This is a genomic window from Desulfovibrio simplex (genome assembly GCF_055387835.1).
Genome location: NZ_AP042377.1, coordinates 1773587 through 1795237 on the forward strand (window position 1 = coordinate 1773587; position 21651 = coordinate 1795237).

Sequence of the window (21651 nt, forward strand, 5' to 3'; positions counted from 1 at the left end):
ATTTTATGTGGGCTGTCCATCATTGCAACGGGTACGTGCCATCATCTCTTTCGGCAAGTTTTTCCCGCACGTGCGCGCACCCTTCCATTGGTGGACCGGGCGGAGTGAAAACTCAATATGGCCCATATATTGCAAAAGCGCAGGCAGATATTTTACGGCAATTATTGCCGGGAGGAACCATGAGCATATCCAGCGTCAACAGCTATAGTACAGCCCAGTTGCAATGGCAGGGGCAGCAGTTGAAGAGCACGGGAACCGGCAGCGCCTCCAGCAGTTCGTCCAATAGCCTGAGCACCCTCTTCAACTCCAGCACGTCCATGACCAGCCAGCTTTCCAGCATGGTTGAACTGACCAAGTACGCCATGGAATCCATGGGACTTTCCGACAACAGCCGCGTGACGTTCAGCCAGATCACCAAATATCGGGAACAGCTGCTTACAGGCTTTAATGACAGCGTCAAGAGCGGCCTTTCCAAGATCGGGGTCAGCAATCCTCAAGACATCACCTTCGCACTGGACAAGGACGGCAAACTGACCGCCTCAAGCTCCAACGCCGCCGACCAGAAAACAGCCCAGGCATGGCTTGACTCCAACCCCAGCCTCGGCAAGGATCTGCGCGCGTCCCTCACATCTGCCGGTATTGACTCCGGCACGACCGTGAGCATGAAAGTAAGCAGCACGGGCAAGCTCAGCGTGGTCAACACCGCGCAGATCGCCATACAGGACGGTCTTGACGCAAGCAGCGACCAGAGCGCGAAACTGCGCGCCGCCTTGAGCGAAATAGGCGTTGACCTGTCCACACCCATGAATTTTACGCTTACCGCCGAAGGACGCCTTGTGGTCAGCGGCGAAGGCGAACAGACCTCTGCGGTCAACAAATGGCTTGAGGAAAATACGGCTCTGGCCGATAACCTCACGGCTCAACTGAAAAAACAGAATGTGGATTCTTCTGCCGTCAGCCTCAGGCTGGGCGCAACGGGCAATGTTCAGGTTACGGTCAACAACAGCGATCTCACAGACGCCCAGGAAGCACTCAACAAAAGCAGCCTGGGGCAGACCCTGTACAGTGGCCTGAACAGTCTTGGCGTGGACGCCAACGTAAAATTCACCCTTCAGGTCAATACCGACGGCAGCGTCACCGTCATCAGCGACAGCGCAGACCAGGCCAAGATACAGCAGTTTTTTGACGACAACCCCAGTCTGGTCAAACAATACCAGCAGATCGAGGCTCTTTCCGGCCTTGATGATGCGCGCAAGGCCATGCAGATATCGCCGTCAGAAATGCGCAAACGCATACAGGTGGAGTCCATGGCCGCCTGGTGGTCTGGTTCTGATAACGCCAGTTCATATTTCGGCAGTTATTCAGAAGGCAATATGAGCATTCTTGCGGGCCTCAATCGCAGCGTGTGACAAAAAAATCCCCTGCCGTCTTTCAGGCAGCAGCGCCAGACTTTTTGCCTGGCGCTTTTTTATGGCGTGAGGCACGCTGTCGCCCCATGCGCAGTCTGGTTTTCTTGCACTTTACTGGATAATTACGGCCCGTTTTGCGGCAATTTCATAACCTGTTGACAAGAAGTTCATTATTTATAAAACTAGCAGAGTTATAAGGGGCAATAACATAAATTTCATGCCAAATCACTGGTTCTCTTCATGAGCGGCAGCCTACCCCCCAAACAAGCCGTCGAGCAATGAGGCCATGTCGACAGTCCCGCCACAGGCGCGCTGTCGGCAGCGGACGTCTTTCCTTTTTTGGAAACATCTTCAGCGCTTGGCCATGCAGGTCGGCTGCCCTCTATTTTGTTAATTTCCGCCAGGTTTCGGTCCCGCGCCGATGCTGACGGTTTACATTGGTTAAGGACCACAACCTTTCCCGCAAGGGACTTTGGGGACGTTTATCGAACAAATCCAAAAGTTTGCTCCCTGCAATGCACCTTTTTAGGAGGAAACCATGACCCTGAAAAAAACCATTTTGTCCGCGCTGGCAGGCCTGCTGCTGCTTACCTCCGCCCATTCAGTTGCCCAAGCAGAAGAACTGACCGGCACGCTGAAAAAAATTAAGGAAACCGGCGTAATCGTTGTAGGGCATCGCGAATCCTCCGTACCTTTTTCGTACTATGACTTGCAGCAAAACGTCATCGGGTATGCGCAAGACTACTCCAACAAGATTGTTGACGCTGTGAAAAAGCAGCTTAACATGCCCGACCTGAAAGTGCGTTTTGTGCCCATTACCTCGCAAAACCGCATTCCCCTTCTCCAGAACGGCACCTATGACTTTGAGTGTGGTTCAACCACCAACAATCTTGACCGTCAACAGCAGGTGGACTTTTCCAACACGTTCTTTGTTGTCGGCACCCGCCTGCTTACGCATAAAAACTCCGGCATCAAAGATTTTGACGACCTCAAGGGCAAAAATGTGGCCGTCACCGCCGGAACCACTTCCGAAATGCTGCTGAACAAGATGAACGACGAAAAGAAGCTCGGCGTCAACGTCATCAGCGTTAAAGACCATGGCGATGCCTTCCGCACTGTGGAATCGGGCCGCGCCGTAGCGTTCTTTATTGACGACGCCCTGTTGGCTGGCGAACGCGCCAAGGCCAAAAAACCCGCCGACTGGGTTATCGTGGGCACCCCCCAGAGCTTTGAAGCCTACGGCTGCATGGTTCGCAAGGGTGACGCCCCCTTCAAGAAGCTGGTGGACGGCACCATTGCCGAACTGCAACTGAGCGGCGAAGCTGAAAAGTCCTATGAGCGCTGGTTCAAACAGCCCATCCCCCCCAAGGGCATGAACATGAACTTTGACATGTCCGACGAAATGAAGAACCTGTTCAAGGCCCCCAACGACAAGGCCCTGAATTAATCTTTATTTGACATTGGGTTGCAATGCGGAGCGCCAGCCGAACAGCCGCTGGCGCTTCGCCATCAGACATGCCATACGCTACGAGGCATAATGAATCACGCTTTATCTTTATGGATGGAACTTTCTGATGCAGGCTAACTGGAACTGGGGCATTTTCTTTGAACAAGCGCCGTTCGGAAACGTCACCTACCTTAACTGGTTGATTGACGGCTTTCTCACTACCGCGGCACTTTTTATCTGTGCCTGGATTGTAGCCTTCATTACAGGCTCATTTTTCGGTATCTTGCGTACGTTGCCCAACAAATTCCTGCGGGCCGTGGGCGCCACGTACGTTGCCATTTTTCGAAACATTCCCCTTATAGTACAGTTTTTTATCTGGTATCTGGCGGCCCCCGATCTTCTGCCGCGCGACCTCAGTGTCTGGTTCAAATCCGAGCTGAATCCCAATGCGCAGTTTTTCATTCTTTCCACCTGTGCGCTCGGGCTGTTTACAGGCGCGCGCGTCTGTGAGCAGGTACGGTCGGGCATTCTGGCTCTTTCACGCGGGCAGCGCTATGCGGCCCTTGCCCTGGGCCTCACCCTGCCCCAGACCTACTTTCACGTGCTGCTTCCCAATGCCTACCGCATTATCATACCCCCACTGACCTCAGAAATGCTCAATATGGTCAAGAACACGGCTGTGGCCTCCACTATCGGACTGGTGGAACTCACGTCGCAGGCAAACCGTCTGCTGGAATTTTCGGGTTTTGCCTACGAATCCTTCATTGCCGTTACCCTGGCCTATGTATTTCTGAACTTCGTCGTCATGCGTCTCATGAAGATGCTTGAAAAGAAAATGCGGCTGCCCTCCACAGGCATGGGAGGCAAAAATGTTTGATTTTGACTGGAGCATCATTGACCAGAGCCTGCCCCTGCTGAGCCAGGGCGTTATGGTCACGCTCAAGATAACGCTGACTTCCATTGTACTTGGCATGGCGATTGGCACCATTTTGGCCGTGGCGCGCATATCCGTTTATGCCCCCTTGCGCTGGCTTTCAGCGGCGTACGTCAACTGTTTCCGCTCTGTGCCGCTGGTCATGGTTCTGTTGTGGTTTTATCTTATTGTGCCACAATTTCTGACCAAATTTCTCAATCTTTCGCCTTTGACGGACATACGCCTTGTTTCGGCCATGGTTGCCTTTACCGCGTTTGAGGCCGCCTATTACGCTGAAATCATACGCGCGGGCATGAACAGCGTGTCCAGAGGGCAGAACTATGCGGCCCTTGCCTTGGGCATGACCAAGTCGCAAACCCTCATCTATGTCATCCTGCCGCAGGCTTTTCGCGTTATGACGCCCCTGCTGCTGACGCAGGGCGTGATTCTGTTTCAGGATACGGCCCTCGTATACATCATAGGCCTTGCAGATTTTTTCCGCACCGCCACCAATATTGGCAAGACCACCGGCTATGAAATAGAAATGGTGCTCTTTGCGGGCGCTGGCTACTTCGTGGTCTGCTTCTGCGTTTCCCTGGCCGTAACCGTGGTAAAAAAGAGACTCAAGCTATGAATACCCCTACCGAAGATCCAATGATTATTCTGAACAACGTATCCAAGTGGTACGGTGATTTTAATGTGCTGCGCGACTGCACCACCAGCATCCACAAGGGCGAAGTGGTGATTGTATGCGGGCCTTCCGGGTCGGGTAAGTCAACGCTTATCAAGACCGTCAACGGCCTTGAACGCGTGCAGAGCGGCCAGATATTCGTCAATGGCACAGAAGTGACCAGCAAGCATACCAACCTTGCGGAGCTTCGCAGCCGTGTGGGTATGGTCTTTCAGCACTTTGAACTTTTTCCCCATCTGAACATCATTCATAACCTTGTTCTCGCGCAGGAAAAAGTACTTAAAAGAAATCATGAGGAAGCCAGAGAAAAGGCCCTCGCTCTGCTGCGCCGGGTAGGACTTGACCAGCATACGGAAAAGTACCCCTCGCAGCTTTCAGGCGGCCAGCAGCAGCGTGTGGCCATTGCCCGCGCTTTGTGCATGGATCCCGTGGCCATGCTTTTTGACGAACCCACCTCCGCCCTTGATCCGGAAATGATCAATGAAGTTCTGGATGTTATGGTGGAGCTCGCCTACGAGGGCATGACCATGATGGTGGTCTCGCACGAAATGGGCTTTGCCCGCAAGGTTGCGCACAGGGTGCTCTTTATGGAAGAAGGACTTATTCTTGAAGACACTCCCAAGGAGCAGTTCTTCGACAGCCCGCAGACCCAGCGCGCCAAAGAATTTCTGGCCAGCATCATCTCACACTGATTTTCGCTGGGGCACAGCCCGCTCATGATGGAATGCGTCATGAGTTCAAGATGTTCTGTCCACTGCAAGAAGGCCGCCCCTCACGGGGCGGCCTTCTTGCAGTCTGGTCGCGACGCGCTGCACTCTTGTACAGCGCAAAACCACAATAAGAATTTTAGGGGGGGCGTGGGGGAGAAGACCCTTTTGCAAAAGGGTCTTCTCCCCCACCAAGCCTCGATTTTCAATGTGAAGCTAAGCTACACCACGCTGGGTTTGCGCGCCTGGGGATTCAGGCAGTCTTGCGGCATCCTGCCTTCCAGAGCGTCAAATATTTTTCGCGCCGAGGACTCTCCCATATCAATATGTGAATCAATGGTGGCAACACCCCGGTGGGGAGTCATGAGCACAGTGTTCATGGTCCGCAACTCCGGATGCGCATGCGGCTCGTGCTCAAAAACATCCAGCCCTGCCCCGGCAATGCGGCCCTCTTTCAGGGCGACCACCAGGGCTTCTTCATCCACTACCGGGCCGCGCGCGGTATTGATCAAAATGGCGTTGGGACGCATGAGCGACAGCTCCGACGTGCTGATGTAGTGCCGCGTAGCATCAGTCAAGGGAATGTGCAGACTCACAAAGTCAGAAGAAGCCAGCAGTTCTTCCTTGCTCAGGTACTGCGCACCAGTGGCTGCCTCAAATACTTCATTTCTATGCCGACTCGTATAACTGAGACGCATGTTAAAACCCTGAGCGCGCTTTGCCACAGCAAGGGCTATGCGCCCGCTGCCCACAATCCCCAGGTTTTTGCCACTCACCCGCAAGCCCATATGAACCGTGACACCCCACGGGGTCACGTCATTGCGTACCGTCAGATCGCACTCACGCATTTTGCGGGCCACGCCAAGCATCAATGCCCAGGCAAGATCAGCCGTATCAGTTGTGACTGCATCAGGATTGTGCGTCACCCACATGCCAAGGCGTGTGGCCTCTGCCACCGGGATATGGTCATAGCCGACGCCATAGCTGGAAATGATCTTGCAAGTGGGGGCAAGGGCTTCCAAAACCGCAGAGTCCAGTTGCAGCAATGTGGCCACAACGGCATCTGCCCCTCGTACGGCCTCGATCAAATCTGTTCCGGACAATCCGTCCGTCGGTCCCACATCCACATGGCAACGTGAACGCAAAAGGGTCAGGGCTTCAGGCAGCACACTACGTGTTACGTATACGCGAGGCTTGGTCATAATTTCTCCATTCATGCAAAACAAGCATGGAATACCGTATTAGGCAGCTTTCTGAGGAAATGCAAGATTTGGAGACGGTGCCCGCCAGCAATGCTGCACCCGGCAATCAGGCAGTGGCGTGACGGCAGCAGGAAATTTACGGCGTTTTTCGGGGCGTATCCGTGTTGCGCACGGCCGGCAACGCCAGGAACGGCAGTTGCCTCGCCCCAAAAGCGGCCAAACGTCTATGTGCCAGGGACATGGCAGTTTTATTTGGAATGGTACGCTGCCTGAACGACGCGGCTTCTTGGCCCGCGCCTCAGCTTATACTATATTAAGAAGTAATAAAGATTTCAGGGGGGCGTGGGGGAGGAGACCCTTTTGCAAAAGGGTCCCTCCCCCACAAAAAAACTGTTTATCCACGCAGTACGTCCTAGAGCATTTTAACTTTGAAAAAGTGTAAATGCTCTAACGCTGCACGAACGTGCAGCGCGCCACAACGTGGCGTGGATTCAGCCGAAAATCACATTTTTCGGCTGAATGAAAACTTTGAAATGTGAAGCATTTCAAAGTTAATCTACTCTAAAGAGCACACCCCATAAGCGGCTTGGCGTTTAACGATTCCATATCCGCCACCATTTTATTTTTTAACGCCGTTGCCCTTTCTGTCTCCAGCATGACCATATCCACCTGGCGGGTATGGATGAGCAGGTAGCCCAAGAGGCGCGTTTTCAGCAGTGTTTCTGTGGCGCTGTAGCCTTCGGCAACGGCAAAGACCGAGTCGTCCTTCACATCCGCGCGGAACCCATGCTGCTCCAGCAGGTCAGCCACCATGCGGGCGCGCAGCCGACGGCGCTCCCTGTCTGCTGCTCCGCCCTTGAACTGAAAGTTCACGAAGTTTTCGTGGCTGTTCTCGCCCGCAAGACTTTCCACAGTGCAGAAGTGATAGCCATAGCGAGCCTGTAATATCATATAGATATCAGAAATTATAAAAAAGTTCTTGTTGGACATGCTATTGGGCGCGGTACTTTCAAGCTCGGGCTTCATCGTGCTCTCAAGCATGATGGTCATAAAACCCGATGCGCTGGCCGCAGGCGGCCCGGCCCAGGGCACTGCGACCATACCGTCCCAAAGGGCAAGCATGGGCGCACTGGCGATCACATCCAGGTCCACTATGGGGCCCGTCACACGGTGACGAAATCCGCCGCCCATATCCACAATCCAGTATTGCAGCTTGGCTCCGGCCCGCAGTTGTTTGCCCATGCGTCTGCTGGCGTCGGCGTCTTCCTCTTCAAACATAAGCCGTACGGACTTTTCGTGGCAGAAGCGGGTAATGTCGTGCAGGGTGCGGCAATGGGCAGGCGTGAACTCCGGCGCGTCGGGATCCAGAAGATTCAGGGGCACCATAAGCTGGCTCAAAGCCTGAAGCCTCTGATGCACGGGACTGCCAGCCATAAGATTGGTCGGCTCCACGGCTGTGGACGCAAGTTGCGGCTGCCGCCCGGCAAAAACGGCGCAACGCCCGGCATCAAGCGTGGCTTCGCCAGCTCCGTTCAACAGCAGGCAGGCGTCGGGCAGACTGAAGACGGCTGGCAGCCGGTATTCACGCGCCACTGAAGCCAGATGCCCGGCCATGCCCCCTGTTTGACTCACGAGTCCGGAGGCGCGCGAAAGCAGCGGAGCCCAGCGCGGCAAAGCCCGCTCCACCACCAAAATGCCGTCCTCAGGAAAGGAGAGCATGTCCGCTTCCTTGCGCGCCACAAAGATCGGCCCCATGCCAACACCGGGGCTTACGGCCACGCCGCCGGCCGCCAGCACCTTGAGCCCGGCAGGCAGGTCGGCAAGCAAAAAGGCTTCGCCCCCGTCCTCCCCTGCCCTCTGATGCTCAGTATGGCTCTGCTCCGTGGCAGAGTTCGCCTCACGCAGGGGGCGGCTCTGCAAAACCACGATGCGCCCGTCTTCGGCATCAAGGGCCCACTCCACGTCCTGGGGCTCGGTATAATACGTTTCAAGGGCTATGGCCACTTTTGCGAGATCTGCCGCCTGCCTGTCGGTAAGACTTGGGGGCGTTCCCTCGGGACCGGCCAACCGTTTGTGGAGCAGTTCAGGCGGAATCTTACGGCTGAAAATATACACGTCGGGGGTAACCACGCCGTCCACAACCGCTTGCGGCAAGCCGGGAACGGCATTGAGCAGAATCTGCTCAATGCCACGGCTGGCGGCCACGGGATCACGGCTGTACGCCACGCCCCCGGCTGCGGCGGGCACCATGGCCAGCACCCCCACGCACATGGGTGCGGCATCGTCAGGAATGCCGTGCTGGTAACGGTAGCTCATGGCCGTTACCGCATACTTGCTGGCGATGATCTCCTTCCACACTTCACAGGCTTCTTCAGGCGGCACGTTGAGTTCGGACCTGTACTGCCCGGCAAACGTAACTCCCAGGGAATCTTCGCCCACGGCGCTGCTGCGCAGGGCCAGTTTGAGCCCTGGTCCGGCCTTGGCGCGCATGGCTTCCACGGCTTCGGTGATGCTTTTTTCAAGCTCGGGCGGCAGCGGGGCCGTGAGCACAGCCTTTTGCAGGGCGGCGGCAAGGCTGAAGACTTCGTCCAGGCTCTGCATGTCCGTTGCCTGAATGCGCCGGTTCAGTTCGCTCTGCAGGCCGTTATATTCCATAAACCGGTAATAGGCGCTGACGGTCACGGCAAAACCGTCCGGCACGGTAAGACCCGCATTGGCGGCGACTTCACCAAGATTGGCCATTTTACCGCCAACCAGGGTGAGGTCGCTTAGGCTGATCTGGTCAAGATGCAGGATGAGGGGGCCGTCCTGATGGGGCATTTCCTCCAGCATGGATTCCATTTCCGCACGGATGCGGTCAAAGGAATCCTGCAGGACGGCATAGGCGTTGTCGGAAAGCGCGTTCAGGTCACGCACCATCTGAAAGACGGCGGTGACGGCGCGCGTGCTGACGGCATGCACGTAGTCCATGCCAAACGGCCTCGTGCCCGTAAGGCGGTCTTCCACCTCACTCATGGCTTCAAGGGCGCGCTTGTTGGCTGAAAGCAGACGGCGGAACCGGGCGCAACGCTCGCGCAGCCGGGCCTTCAACTCTTCCTCCCGGACCAGTACCGCCGGATCCGGCTCAGAGGGCTGCTCGCGCCCCAGCCAGTGTCGCAAGTATTTGAGCAGGGCCATGCTACACAGCGGAACGAACCGCTTCCTCCATCTTGATGATGAGCTCACTGATGGCAACGGGCTTGAGCATGTAGTCGTATGCACCAAGGTCCAGCCCTTCCACGGCCACTCCCATACAGGCATGGCCGGTCAGCAGAAGGACAGGCAGCCTGGGCGCTTTCTGCTTCATGTGGCGCAGGGTTTCAAGGCCGTCCATACCGGGCATGCGCACGTCCATAACCACGATATTGAACGGCTCCCCGCCTGGGGCCAGCGCCTCATCGACCATATTGAGGGCGGTCTGTCCGTCGGGCGCGGTGGCAATCTCCATTCCGCGCCTGACAAGACGCTTCTGCATCAATTCCAAAAATTCCAGCTCGTCGTCCACAAACAATGCGCGCATGGGGCCTCCTCGGTTACAGGCAGTGCCGCGGCCAGGCCGGGCAGGTTGCCGATGCGTTGTTTCTTGCCGCCGGTGGCCGCCGGAGTGATAAATTTTGCCGCGCGGCCATTTAATCAGTACATTGAACGGACAGCCTACTGGTGGCTGTCGCTATCCGTAAGCGGCAAAGACCCGCTAACGGTTACCGCAAATCGCATTTTTCGGCAGAATGACAACTTGAAATGTGAAGCATTTCAACGTCAATCTGTTCTAGACCGCTCCCCCGTCTTCCGGCGGCAGTTGCGGTGGTTCTGGAGGCAGGGTTACGCTGAACGTGGTGCCCTGCCCGAGTTGGCTCTGCACTTCAATGCGCCCGCCCAGTTTTTCAAGTATCGTATAGCAGATGGCCAGCCCAAGCCCTGTGCCCTCGCCAACCTTCTTGGTGGTGAAGAAAGGATCGAAAATACGCGACATGGTTTCCTGATCCATGCCGGGGCCGGTGTCTGTAAACAATATGCGAACGCCCTTCTTCCACGCAAGCGTGCGGATGGTCAAAGTGCCGTTTTTGCCAATGGCGTCGACGGCATTGTCGATGATATTGATAAATATCTGCTCAAGCTGCGCCGGATCGGACAGGATGACCGGAACTTGCGGGTCGTATTCCCTGACAATGGAAATATTGCGGTTGGTGGCTTCGGTTTTGAGCATCTCCGCAGCCTGGTCTGTCAGGGAATTGATGAGAATCTCGGTGCGCCCCGGATTCATGCGGCGGCCAAAGCCCAGCATGCGTTGCGTAATTCCCTTGGCCCTTTTGACATGCTGGTCTATTTTCTCAGTACTTTCGAGGATTTCCTGATAATTTTTCATGGTTGTGGCGTCTTCGTCGTCCAGCAGATCGCGTATCCAGCCGGCATTTTCCTGAATGAGCATCAGAGGATTGTTCACCTCGTGCGCCACGCCAGCGGCCATCTTGCCGAGAGCCGCCATCTTGCTGGACTGGAGCATGCGGGCATCAATATGGGCCTGCTTCTGGTCCGACTCTTCCAGCGAGGCCACGAGCCGCCGCGTACAGAGGTCAGCCCCCATACAGACAAGCCCGCTGCCCAGAACCATAAAGAAAAGGATGAGCGCCTTGAGCTGGCGCAGGGGCCGCAGGCTGTCGCGCACATCATCCAGCACCACCAGCCGCCAGGGCATGGATTCCAGCGACATGACGGCGGCCAGCATTTCCTGCCCCTCGGGCGTCTTGAGGTACTGGGTAACGACGTTTTTGCGCGTCATGTCGGGCAGGGCAACGTTGAACATTTCCAGGCTCTTGCCGTGATAGCGCGAATTTGTTTGCAGTTCGCCCTTGGCGTTGACCAGAAACGCATCGCTGTGCGGCCCGGAATACACGCGGCGCAGCAGAGCGACCACGGCGTCCATATCAATGGTGGCCCGCACTATGTAACTGCGCCCCCCTTCATGCCGCAGCACGGCAATGATGAAGTGCGGCTCGTTTCTGTAGCCCATGAAAACATCGCTGACATGCACGCCTTTCCGCAACACCTCCCTGAACCAGGGAGTATCGGAATAGTTGTTGTCCCTGAGGTCGTAAGGCCCCACATAGGAGACGTGCCGCCCGTCCATGCCGATAACGCCCACATCCACAAAGGAACGGCTGTTATTCTGCATGACGCTGAAAATTTCACTCAGGCGCGCGGGGTCGCTCAGTTCGGCATACGGATGAGTAAAGGCCAGATTCTTGATCTGGGCCACACGCTCCACCATAAAAGTGTCCAGCGCGCGATGCTTGCTGCTGGCCACAGCCTCAATGCCCGCGCTGATCTTCTCGTCATAGATAACGCTCAGCCTGTCTATGCAAAAAAGGCCCAAGGCCACCAGCGGCGTCAGCGCCATGAGCAGCAGGGTAGTCAACAGGCGGCGGTAGATGACCTTGTAGCCACGATGTGGTGCGGGCGCTGTTACGGACATGTTTGCTTTTCCTCCACACCGGGCGAGTCCTGCGCCAGACTCTCCCCTCTGAACAGCATGCGGCAGTGGTTCAGCATTTCTTCACGCCTTGCAGCCACTTGCGCTGCATCCTGCATGATCATGTCCAATTGCCGGGTGTGGATTGTCATGTACCCGGCAATGGCCAGCAGCAGTTCGCCTTCCTCGCGGTCCATACCCTTGAGCGTGGCGCTGACGGCATCGTTGCGCACCATGGGGGCGAACCCGAATTCCCACAGGATTTCAGACACAAAGCGCACGCGCAGGATGCGTCGTTCAATATTGGCCGCCCCGCCGCGCAGATGAAAGGTGAGGTAGTTTTCCGGGGTGCGCTCGCCAAGGCGCGCCTCCACGGACACAAAATGAAAACCAAAGCGCGAATGCAGACTGCAATAATCGCGTGAAATCATGAAGTAATTTTTTTCTGAAAAATACGCCGTCTGCGCCGCAGGGTCCAGATTGGGATTGGCCGTGGCTTCAAAGAGCACGGACAAAAATCCTTTGCCGTCCACTGGCGGCGGCCCCTGCCAGGGATAGGCGTTCATGCCGCGCCAGAGCGCGCGCATGGGCACGGACGCTATCTGGTCAATATCGATCACAGGGCCGGGAGGGGTCACGGCAAAGCCGTCACTCAGATTAACCACCCAGAATTGCTTGAGTACCTTGTCGCGCAGCTGTTTTACCCGCTGCGGCGCGTACTTTTTTTCCGCACCAAGGGAGAACATGGCGCTCACGGCCCTTTCATGACAATAACGGGCAATGTCGTGATAGGTCTGGCAATTGGCCGCCTTGAATTCCGGGCTGTCCACGTCCATGGTCAGGGGCAGGATGCGGGCCGAGGCTTTTTGCAGGATGCGGTACACGGGGCTGCCCGGCATATAGTCGCGCCCGGGCGGCACGTTGGGCAAAAGCGACTCCTGCCTGTCCGCATACACCTGGCAGATGTCTGAACACAGGGTGATGCTCTGCCCGTTTTCCAGCGTGTCCAGCGCTCCGGCCATGCCAAAAATGGCTGGCTTGCCGAATTCCCGCGCCAGCGAGGCCAGGCGCGAACCGGCCAGCCCCTCTCTGGCGATGATGCCAGCGACGCGGTCCATCAAGGCTCCCCAACGATAATTATCATCAGGCACAACCAAAATGCCGCCAGGCGGAAACCGTCGGGCATCCTCCCAGCGGCGCGCCACGCAGACAGGCCCCGCCACCCTGCCGGGACTGACGGTATACCCGCCCGAAAGGCGCAGGCTGGAACCGACTTCAGGCAGCACGGGCGGCATGTCCACGGCGTCCACTGGCAGAGGAATGGGCCGCACCAGCAGCAAACGCAATTCCCCTTGCGGCGTCCGCACCCAGGAAAGGGAAACCGAACACCCCAACAATTCTTCAAGCTCAAGGGCCAGAGCAGCCACATCCCTGGCCGTATCGGCATCAAGAACAAGGCATGCCGCGTCATCGGGACCGGCAAGACTGACGATTTCATGGGGCGGCCGTCTGTCCACGGTGGCGTGATCAGCAGGCAGCACCGTGTAATCCAGTTCTTGCGGCAGGCCCTGGCAGGCATAGACGTGAACCAGTTCGCCGTGCGCGCGCACAGGGCTGCACGAATGGGCAAGACCGCCCCAGGAACCTTCTTCCACCGCCATGCAGGTGATGCATACGCCCGCCCCCGCATCGGTAAGGCCCCGCGCCCGGCGGTACACAAGAGCCTGGGCGCGCTGCTTGCGCGCCAGCGTCAGCTGTACCGCGTGCAATATTTCCTCGTCAGACGCATTCAGAGGGACGGAAGGTCCCCAAAGAATCAGGCCGGGATCATCGCTGCCACGGGCTTCGGGCGGCCACAGTCGCCCACGCAGCACCAGCCGCATGGATTCGTGCCGGCAGGAGGCGCGCAAATGCGCCAACGCGGAACAGATTTCCTGCACCAGAGCAGGCGGCAAGGGCGTGTCTTCAACCAGTTGGCCGAGACTGCGCGACAGCTTGGCCAGATGTTTGGGCGCAAGCCCCCCTGCCGCCTGAATACGGCGGTTGATCTCGCTTTGCAGGTCGCCGCTCTGCAAAAAATGCTGACAGCCAGCCATGGTGATGGCAAAGCCCCGGGGCACCAACTGGGGATGACGCCGCCGCACCTCTTCAAGCCGCAGGGTTGCCGGATCCACCAGAGGAAAGTCACCCTGGCCGGAAAGCGCCTCAAGATCGGAATCTTCACCAAGCGGCAGCACCAGCGGGCCAAGAAGACACGCCTCCGGCTCGTACACATCCTCGGCCACCTTTTTCTGAAGCTCGGCAAAACGGGCGTACAAGGCTTCACACGGGGCCGGATCGAGCCTTTCAAGCTGCTTGACGCACTGAAAAACCTGGGTGGCCATGCTGGTGCACAGGGCGCGCACCCGATACAGCCCGAAGGGATGGTCGCAACACAAGGTGTATTCAAGGGCGGTCATGGTTTCCTGAAAAGTGTTCCATGCCGTTAAGAAGAGCTTGAAGGAATGGTGCCGCAGTGCAAAGAAGTGCTCGGCCTCGCTGTCGGAAGCCGTGACACTGGCGGCGGCGCGCCTGGCGGACCGCGTAAAAAAGCCCAGAAGGCGTGAGAGTGACATGTCGGCTCCAGAACTCGTGAAAAGCCCCGGATACGTAACTACGGGGCCTGTGCGCCAGCGGCGTTATCGCCGGACCGCGGACACGGAAATACGCCATGTGCCGGAATGCCGCCCCGATGCGGACGCCCTCCCCGGCTGTTGCCGCTGCCAGACGGCAACACTGGCAGGCGAGGACGTGCCATATCCAAAGACATGCCGGACACCGCCGCAAACCGGGCGCGGTCCAGCCCTTCGGGCATTCTGCGGATTCCGGCTTTGGCAAAAGCAAACGTTCTTTTAGGAAAAGCGTGCTTTATTGTCGCCTTACAGAAATAAAAAACAACGTTTTTTGCGTCGCAAGCCAAAAACGCACATGTCGATTCAGCCTAGCATAAGCACATACAGCCTTCAAGCCGCATGTGACAGAATTCGCAAATATAATCCGCAGGCTGTGACCAGGCGTCAAGCCCGCTGCGGCACAGTGCCGTTCTGGCCGGAAGGCATGGGGGAAGCGCCCTGCTGGGCTGCCGCCCCTTCCGCCAGTTGGGCCAGGGCGCGCAGTTGCTGCATGCTCTGTTCCAGAAACTGCGGGTCGCCAACGTCCTGCCGTAAAAAATTGTTAATGGCGGGCATGCTGGTGATGGCGGCGTCGATTTCAGCATTGGTGCCTTGCGCGTAGGCACCTATATTGACCATATCTTCAACCTTGCGAAAGGTACTCATATTTCGGGTGATCACGCGCCCGGCCAGGATGTCCTGTCGCTCGCAGATGTCCGAACGCAGACGGCTGATGGAGCGCAGCACGTCAATGGCGGGAAAGTGCCCCTGGTCCGCCAGATCACGGGTAAGCACAATGTGGCCGTCAAGAATGGAGCGCACGGCGTCGGCAATGGGTTCGTTAAAATCGTCGCCGTCCACAAGGACGGTGTAAATGCCTGTAATGGTTCCCCTGGCGGAGCGTCCGGCCCGCTCAAGCAGCTTTGGCAACTGGGCGAAAACTGTGGGCGTATAGCCCTTTGTGGTCGGCGGTTCGCCCACGGCCAGGCCAACCTCGCGGGCGGCCATGGCAAAGCGCGTGACCGAATCCATCATGAGCAGCACGTCCATGCTCTTGTCGCGGAAATATTCGGCCACTGCCGTGGCTGCGTAGGCCGCGCGCATACGCACCAGCGGCGACTGGTCGGAAGTGGCAATGACCAGCACCGAGCGGGCCATGCCCTCGGGGCCGAGGTCGCGCTCCATAAATTCCACAACTTCGCGGCCGCGTTCGCCTATGAGCGCTATGACGTTGACGTCGGCGCGCGTGTACCGTGCCATCATGCCCATCAGGGTGGACTTGCCGACGCCGGAACCGGCCATGATGCCCACGCGCTGCCCCTTGCCAAGAGTGAGCAGGCTGTTGACCGACCGAACGCCGACATCAAGGATGTCCGTAATGCGGGGGCGCTGCAAAGGGCTGGGCGGATCGGCGTAAATGGGCGCAAGCTCGGGATGCCACTGCTGGCGGGCCGCCTCCGCCCATTCCGGCACAAAGGGGATCTGCTCTTCCACCTGACGGGCAAAATCGGCCTTGGCATTGTCGCCCATGGGCAAGGGAGAGGAATAGAGTTCCGTACTGACGGGCGGTCCCGCATCCAGGGGCGTGCCAAAAGCGTCAAAGGCGCGACCCAGAAGTTCCGGCCCTACGGGAAAAACCGGCGGCAGGCTGGTATTGCGGATGCGGCTGCCGGGGCGGATGCCGCGCATATCGCCATAGGGCATGAAGAGCAGGTTGCCGTCGCGAAATCCCACCACTTCGGCAGCGATTCCCTCGTCCCCATCATCGGGCAGCATGTGGCAGACAGCCCCCAGAGGCGCGCGCAGGCCGCTGCCTTCGGCCACAAGGCCCACGACCTTGTTGACCTTTCCGTAAAGGCGGACCGGGTTGCTGGTTTGCAGCAGCTTGATGCAGGATTGCGGGTCAAGTTTCATAACAGAGCCCAGGATCAGCGGCCTTTATCCGCACCGGGCAGAAAACCGCCCTGCGAAAAAACGTCATGGTCGTCATGACCGCCCGTTCCACCCAGCCCGCCCGGTCTGGAAATTCCAGAGCCGTCAGGGGAGGCAACAGCCTGGGCAGAAAGATGTTCCATCAGGCCGGATTCCTCCTCCGCTTCGATTTCAAGGGGAAAAAGCTCGTCTTCCAGTTCCGCCAGCGTCGGGTTTTCAGCTTGCACGGGCGTGCGGACCTTGGCGGCAGGCGTCATTTCCTGGCCCACCTGTTCCTGGCCCGCATGTTCTCCCCCAGCCGGAGATTGCACCGGGGCAGCGCCGTGAGCGGGTTCGGAGACCTGCGCGGGTGCGGCAGAGGCAGGGGCTTCGCTTTGCTGTCCGTCCGCCGCAGGGGCAGAAGCGCCGACCTGCGCGTCAGGGGCAGCCGTGGATGAAGAAGCGGGAGCGGAAGATATTGGGGGCTCGCCATGCTCAGAACCGGGTGCTGAACCAGGCGCAGAGCCGGGCAAGGATTCAGGCGGCTCAGTGACAAGCGCAGGGTCAGACACAGAGCCGGGCATAGAGCCGGGCGCAGTGGCAGGCCATTCCGGCTCCTCCACCATCAGGGCTTCGGTGTCTGGTATGGGGCCTTGGTGATCCTCCGTCAGCGCCGGTTCGTCCGTGGCCGGCAATTCCGTATCTCGCGCATCCTGCCCCTGCGGCGCGGCAGCAGTTCCGCCAGCCGGGTCACCTGCCACGTCGTCTGCCATGTCAGGGGGCAGCCCAGCGGGCAAGCCATTTTCCAAATCAGGGAGCAGGTCTGCATCCAGAGGGTCAGCATGGGCAGCGCCCGCGGGCTGTTCAACGTATCCCGCAGCGTCCGACTGCTCCGTATGCGCCCCATGCGCGGATGCCTGCTCCGGCTCGGGGGACAGGGCCGCAATGCGTTCGGCCTCCTGACGCACCAGCTGGCTGACAGCCTCGCCATGGCGCTGGTCATCCTGACATGGCCCCAGAGTGAGGCAGGACAGAACGCCGTTGACCAGTTCCGTATAAAGTTCGCGGCGGCAATCGACGCTGCCGCTGACGCTTTCGGCCAGCAGACCGCCCCGCTCCACCGAGGGATCGCCGTTGACGATCCACTGTTGCAGTTCGGGCACGCGTTCGCGCGCTGCCATAAACATGTCGCTGACGGTATCTTCGTCGTCGGGGTGCACGCGCAGAGTGACAGTGGCGCGGTCTTCGAGGAGATTAAGCGCCTCAAAAACCAGAGACTGCAATATTTTCTTGTGCTCTTTTTCCAGCACCCACCCGGTGCCGGCGGTAACGGCCTCCTGTGTGAGCAGGGCCAGTTGCCCACGCCAGGACTCGCAAATGGCGTGACGCTGACTGTCCAGAGCATGAAGCACCGTGCCAAGAGCCTGCCCTATTTCAGCGCGAAATTCCTTGAGTTCCTGCCCGGCCTGATCCATTCCGGCCTGAAAGCCATCGGCCCGGCCGTCTTCGCGCAAGGCTTGCGCTTCTTGCCGCAACGTCTGCGCCTGCGCCAGTTCCGCCTGCGCCTGGTTTCTTTCTTCCTGGGCCTGCGCCTTCAAGGCTTCGCTTTCGTGCGTGAGCCGCTTATTCAGTTCATGCGCCTCGGCCCTGGCTTCCTCCAGCACTTTCTGGCGCTCGGCATAGGCCGCACCAAGTATTTCACGCGCGCGCTCCTCGGCCTTGGCCCGCACCCGGTCAAAATAGTCTTCCTGCTGCTGTTGCTGCATGCGTTCGCGGCGCAGGGGCTCCTGCATGGCGTCAATCTGCTCCACGGTGGCTTCGCGCTCACCCATGAAGACAGTTCCCCATTTTTTGCGCAACTGATCTGACGCCATGACTTTTTCCAACTTGCAGTTTCTACGGAAAACGCGGTTCGGGCAATAGTGCCGTGACATCTCCCAAGGGGATCAGGCCATCAGCCCCAGAGCATGTAACACTTGAAATGCTCGTGCACGGCAGGCAAAAGCCTGCCTGCTCGCATTTCGTGGCAAGGATTTTCCTGAAAATCCTTGCAGAGCAGTTTACGAATGAAATGAGTTAACTGCTCTTAGACGAAGACTTCGCCCGCGCCCCTGCTGACAACCAGCTTGCTCTCGGCCTCAAGGCGACGCACGATCTTCACGATATTCTGCTGCGCGGCTTCCACGTCCGAAAGCTTTGTGGGACCCATGTACTCCAGTTCTTCGCGAATCATGTTGCCCGCGCGCTCGGACATGTTCTTGAAGAACTTTTCCTTGAGATCATCACTGGCGCCACGCAGGGCCAGGGTAAGATCTTCGTTGGAAATCTCCTTGAGCATTTCCCGCACGCCCCTGTCGTCAATATTCTTGCAGTCCTCGAACACGAACATGAGGTTGCGGATATCTTCGGCCATCTGGGCGGAGTCTTCTTCGATCTCGGACAGGACTTCTTCTTCGGTGGCGCGGTCCACGGCATTGAGGATTTCGGCCACAGACTGGACGCCGCCCACTTTTTTGCCTTCCTTGCCGCCCATGGCGATAAGCTGGCTTGTGAGCACCTTGTCCACTTCCATAAGCATGTCTTCAGGCACAGCCTCAAGGCGCGCCAAACGCATGAGCACTTCGGCGCGCACGCCCGCGGGCAGGCTTGTCAATAAATTGGCAGCCTGATCGGGGTGCAGGTGGCCGAGAATGAGCGCCAGGGTCTGCGGATGCTCATTACGCAAAATCTGTGAAAGAAGGCGGGGGCTCACCTGCTCGAGTTCGCGGAAGGGCGCTGGCCCGGTTTCAAGGCTGAGCGAGTCCATAATGTACTTGGCGGTTTCAGGATCAAGGTTCTTGACCAGCAGGCGCTTGAGAATATCACTGCCGCCCGCGATCATGTCCACGCCCTCCACCAGGGACTCATGAAATTCGCGCAACACTTCCTCGACATCTTCACGCGGCACGGGCTCCAAGTCCACAATGGCTTTGGAGATTTCGGCTATTTCCTGCCTGTCCATGCGCTTGAACACGTCGGCCGTGAACTTGTCGCCCATGGCGAGCAGCAGCACGGCTATGCGCTGTTTGCCGGTCAGCTCCATCCTCAACTCCTTCACCTCGGCCCAGGGGCAGAGGGATTTTAGAAAACACTGATTAAAGAGCCCCTTGGAAACGCGCAGTTATTTCGTTTGGCAAGGCGCGATCTTTTTTTGAAGCAGGAGTGGACTCTTCCGTCCTCAACTGTTTCAAGAAAAGTGAAGCAACGCCGCCAAACGGAATAAATCAGCGTTTCCTTTAATCCTTGTCAGAAAGCCAGCGCCTGATAAGCCGCACGGCCTGATCCATATGCTGCTCCGTAATGCGGAACAGCCGCAGCTTCAATTCTTCAACCCGCTGGTTTGTCTCTTTCTGCGCCCGGCGCAAGGTCTTGAGCTGGGTGAGAGAAGACGACGCGAGGCCGTTTTCTTTCCCTGTCAGCAGGCCTGTTTGTGACGGACTAGGCTTTAACTGTTTCATCTCTCTTCATCCAGCCGCGCACCAGGGTCACCACCTGTTCCATATGGTTGTCCGACAGGCTGAAGATGTGCGCTTTCAGTGCTTCAATGTCCTTGAACATCAGATCGTCCTCATCATCGGCATTGTCCAGCGACGATTCGTCCTCAGCTCTGGCGGCTTCTTCCAGAGCCTCATAAAGAGCAAGCTGCTCTTCGGCGGCAGGCAGACCTTCCAGGCCTTCGACCATTTCACCCGCTTCGACCTTGGGGCGGATAAGCGCCAGCACCACGGGACGCACGATGAGCATCAGGAACAGGAACGCCAGCAGCGCGTTGAGCAGGGGCTTGCCCAGGCGCTCGGCGTAGTCGGCCAGCATGTCGGCGAAGTTGGGGTCCTTGGGCGGCTCCGAGTCGGTAAAGGGCGCGGAGCTGACCTCCAAAGCATCGCCGCGGGCCGTGTCCAGCCCCACAGCGTTGTGCACCAGCTGGCGCACCCGCTCAAGCTCTTCGCTCTTGCGCGGCATAAAGGTCCAGATGCCATCGGTCTTTACATACGTGCCATCAATGAGGACTGCAACCGTCAAACGGCGCAATTCACCCACATTTGAAACAATCTGCTGTTCTTCCTTGTTGATTTCATAGTTGGTGGTACGCGATTCACGTGTGCCACTCTGGTCTGAAACCGACCCGGTGATGCCGTCACCACGAAAATTTACATCCGGCGCGCCCGCTTCAAGATTGGCGCGGCCCTGCTGGCTTTCTTCCTGACGGTATTCGCTGCGAACCGCTGTTTTTTCAGGATCAAAAAGTTCGCGGCGTATGGTTTTCTGGCTGAAATCCATATCGGCATTGACCTTGGCGATGACACGGCCAGAGCCGAAAAGGGGCTGCAGCATTTCTTCAATGCGCCGTTCAAGGTTGCGCTGCACGGTCTGGCGGTATTCCATCTGGGTGGTGGTGATGCCCGCAAGGCTGTCTTCTTCCGGCTGGTAAAGGACCTTGCCGCTGGTGTCGGTGATGGAAACATGGGCTCTGTCCAGACCTTCAACGGACATGAGCATCATATTGAGAATGGCGTTGATTTCTTTCTGGTCGATCTTGATGTTGGCCCGGGTAAGCTTGAGAACCACCGAGGCCGAAGGAGACTGGCGTTCTTCGACAAAAAGGCTGCGGCGCGGGATGACCAGGTGCACGCGGGCGCTTTCAACACTGGGGAACTGGCTGATGGTGCGGGCCAGCTCACCCTGGAGCGCACGTGAGTAGTTGATCTTCTGCACAAAGTCGGTCTGGCCGACCTTGACCTTGTCAAAAATCTCAAACCCTATGCCCTGCCCCACCAGGCCGCCTTCGCCAGCGATCTTGATACGCTGGTCGTAAACCACTTCCTGCGGCACCATGATGGTGGCGCCGTTGTCGGTGATGCGGTAGGCCACCTTGTCGCCCTGCAGGGCCTTGATGACCACGCTGGCGTCTTCCGGGCCAAGGTTGGAATAAAGAACCCGGTATTCGGGGCGGCTCAGCCAGATGGACAGACCAATGACCGCAGCCAGCAGCCCGACAGCCCCGCCAACGGAAGCAATGCGTTGCAGTGGGCTCATCTTGGCCCATATCGCCGTAAGGGAGTTGACGAATTGTTGAATGAATGCAGGCATGTTCCGCTCCTGTGCGCTTGAGCGCTGGTTTTCCGACGCCAGGGCCGGGCTTCACTAGCCATAGCAAGAGCTATGCCACCATAT

At 57.9% G+C, this 21651-nt stretch carries 15 protein-coding genes; 5 read left to right on the plus strand and 10 right to left on the minus strand.

Annotated elements, in window-relative coordinates:
• Nucleotides 1-179: 179 nt before the first annotated feature.
• From ACZ5DH_RS07215 to ACZ5DH_RS07235, 5 genes are all read left to right on the plus strand, one after another.
• A complete protein-coding gene (locus ACZ5DH_RS07215; RefSeq protein ID WP_464256392.1) occupies nucleotides 180-1409 on the plus strand; it encodes a hypothetical protein in 1230 nt (409 codons plus the stop codon).
• Between the two features lie 538 nt (nucleotides 1410-1947).
• Nucleotides 1948-2856 (plus strand): glutamate/aspartate ABC transporter substrate-binding protein, encoded by a 909-nt coding sequence (locus ACZ5DH_RS07220; protein WP_464256393.1) that lies wholly within the window; start codon nucleotides 1948-1950, stop codon nucleotides 2854-2856.
• 127 nt (nucleotides 2857-2983) lie between these two features.
• Nucleotides 2984-3733: an amino acid ABC transporter permease gene (locus ACZ5DH_RS07225; RefSeq protein ID WP_464256394.1), complete on the plus strand. Its 750-nt coding sequence runs from the start codon at nucleotides 2984-2986 to the stop codon at nucleotides 3731-3733.
• Nucleotides 3726-4403 (plus strand): glutamate/aspartate ABC transporter permease GltK, encoded by a 678-nt coding sequence (gltK, locus tag ACZ5DH_RS07230; RefSeq protein WP_464256395.1) that lies wholly within the window; start codon nucleotides 3726-3728, stop codon nucleotides 4401-4403. The genes ACZ5DH_RS07225 and gltK overlap by 8 nt, the downstream gene beginning before the upstream one ends.
• Nucleotides 4404-4423: 20 nt before the next feature.
• A complete protein-coding gene (locus tag ACZ5DH_RS07235) occupies nucleotides 4424-5152 on the plus strand; it encodes an amino acid ABC transporter ATP-binding protein (RefSeq protein ID WP_464256523.1) in 729 nt (242 codons plus the stop codon).
• A gap of 236 nt (nucleotides 5153-5388) precedes the next feature.
• Here the strand turns inward: ACZ5DH_RS07235 and ACZ5DH_RS07240 are convergent, their stop codons facing one another.
• The 10 genes from ACZ5DH_RS07240 to fliF form a co-directional block, all read right to left on the minus strand.
• Complete coding sequence (locus ACZ5DH_RS07240) at nucleotides 5389-6369, minus strand: 2-hydroxyacid dehydrogenase (protein WP_464256396.1); 981 nt, start codon at nucleotides 6367-6369, stop codon at nucleotides 5389-5391.
• Nucleotides 6370-6930: 561 nt separating this feature from the next.
• Nucleotides 6931-9546, minus strand: coding sequence for a PEP/pyruvate-binding domain-containing protein (locus tag ACZ5DH_RS07245; protein WP_464256397.1), 2616 nt, complete (start codon nucleotides 9544-9546; stop codon nucleotides 6931-6933).
• Between the two features lies 1 nt (nucleotide 9547).
• On the minus strand, nucleotides 9548-9928 hold the full coding sequence (locus ACZ5DH_RS07250; protein ID WP_464256398.1) for a response regulator: 381 nt from the start codon (nucleotides 9926-9928) through the stop codon (nucleotides 9548-9550).
• Between the two features lie 249 nt (nucleotides 9929-10177).
• Complete coding sequence (locus tag ACZ5DH_RS07255; protein ID WP_464256399.1) at nucleotides 10178-11881, minus strand: sensor histidine kinase; 1704 nt, start codon at nucleotides 11879-11881, stop codon at nucleotides 10178-10180.
• The gene (locus ACZ5DH_RS07260) at nucleotides 11872-14493 is read right to left on the minus strand and encodes a PEP/pyruvate-binding domain-containing protein (RefSeq protein ID WP_464256400.1); all 2622 of its coding nucleotides are present in this window, start codon (nucleotides 14491-14493) and stop codon (nucleotides 11872-11874) included. Before ACZ5DH_RS07260 ends, ACZ5DH_RS07255 begins: the two co-directional genes overlap by 10 nt.
• Before the next feature lie 441 nt (nucleotides 14494-14934).
• A complete protein-coding gene (locus ACZ5DH_RS07265) occupies nucleotides 14935-16443 on the minus strand; it encodes a FliI/YscN family ATPase (protein WP_464256401.1) in 1509 nt (502 codons plus the stop codon).
• A 14-nt stretch (nucleotides 16444-16457) separates the two neighbouring features.
• Nucleotides 16458-18314, minus strand: coding sequence for a FliH/SctL family protein (locus ACZ5DH_RS07270; protein WP_464256402.1), 1857 nt, complete (start codon nucleotides 18312-18314; stop codon nucleotides 16458-16460).
• A 212-nt stretch (nucleotides 18315-18526) separates the two neighbouring features.
• Nucleotides 18527-19522, minus strand: a complete 996-nt coding sequence (gene fliG, locus ACZ5DH_RS07275) for a flagellar motor switch protein FliG (RefSeq protein WP_464256403.1) — start codon at nucleotides 19520-19522, stop codon at nucleotides 18527-18529.
• A gap of 193 nt (nucleotides 19523-19715) precedes the next feature.
• Nucleotides 19716-19937, minus strand: a complete 222-nt coding sequence (locus ACZ5DH_RS07280) for a flagellar M-ring protein FliF (RefSeq protein ID WP_464256404.1) — start codon at nucleotides 19935-19937, stop codon at nucleotides 19716-19718.
• Nucleotides 19918-21567, minus strand: a complete 1650-nt coding sequence (fliF, locus tag ACZ5DH_RS07285; RefSeq protein WP_464256405.1) for a flagellar basal-body MS-ring/collar protein FliF — start codon at nucleotides 21565-21567, stop codon at nucleotides 19918-19920. The genes ACZ5DH_RS07280 and fliF overlap by 20 nt, the downstream gene beginning before the upstream one ends.
• Nucleotides 21568-21651 lie beyond the last annotated feature (84 nt).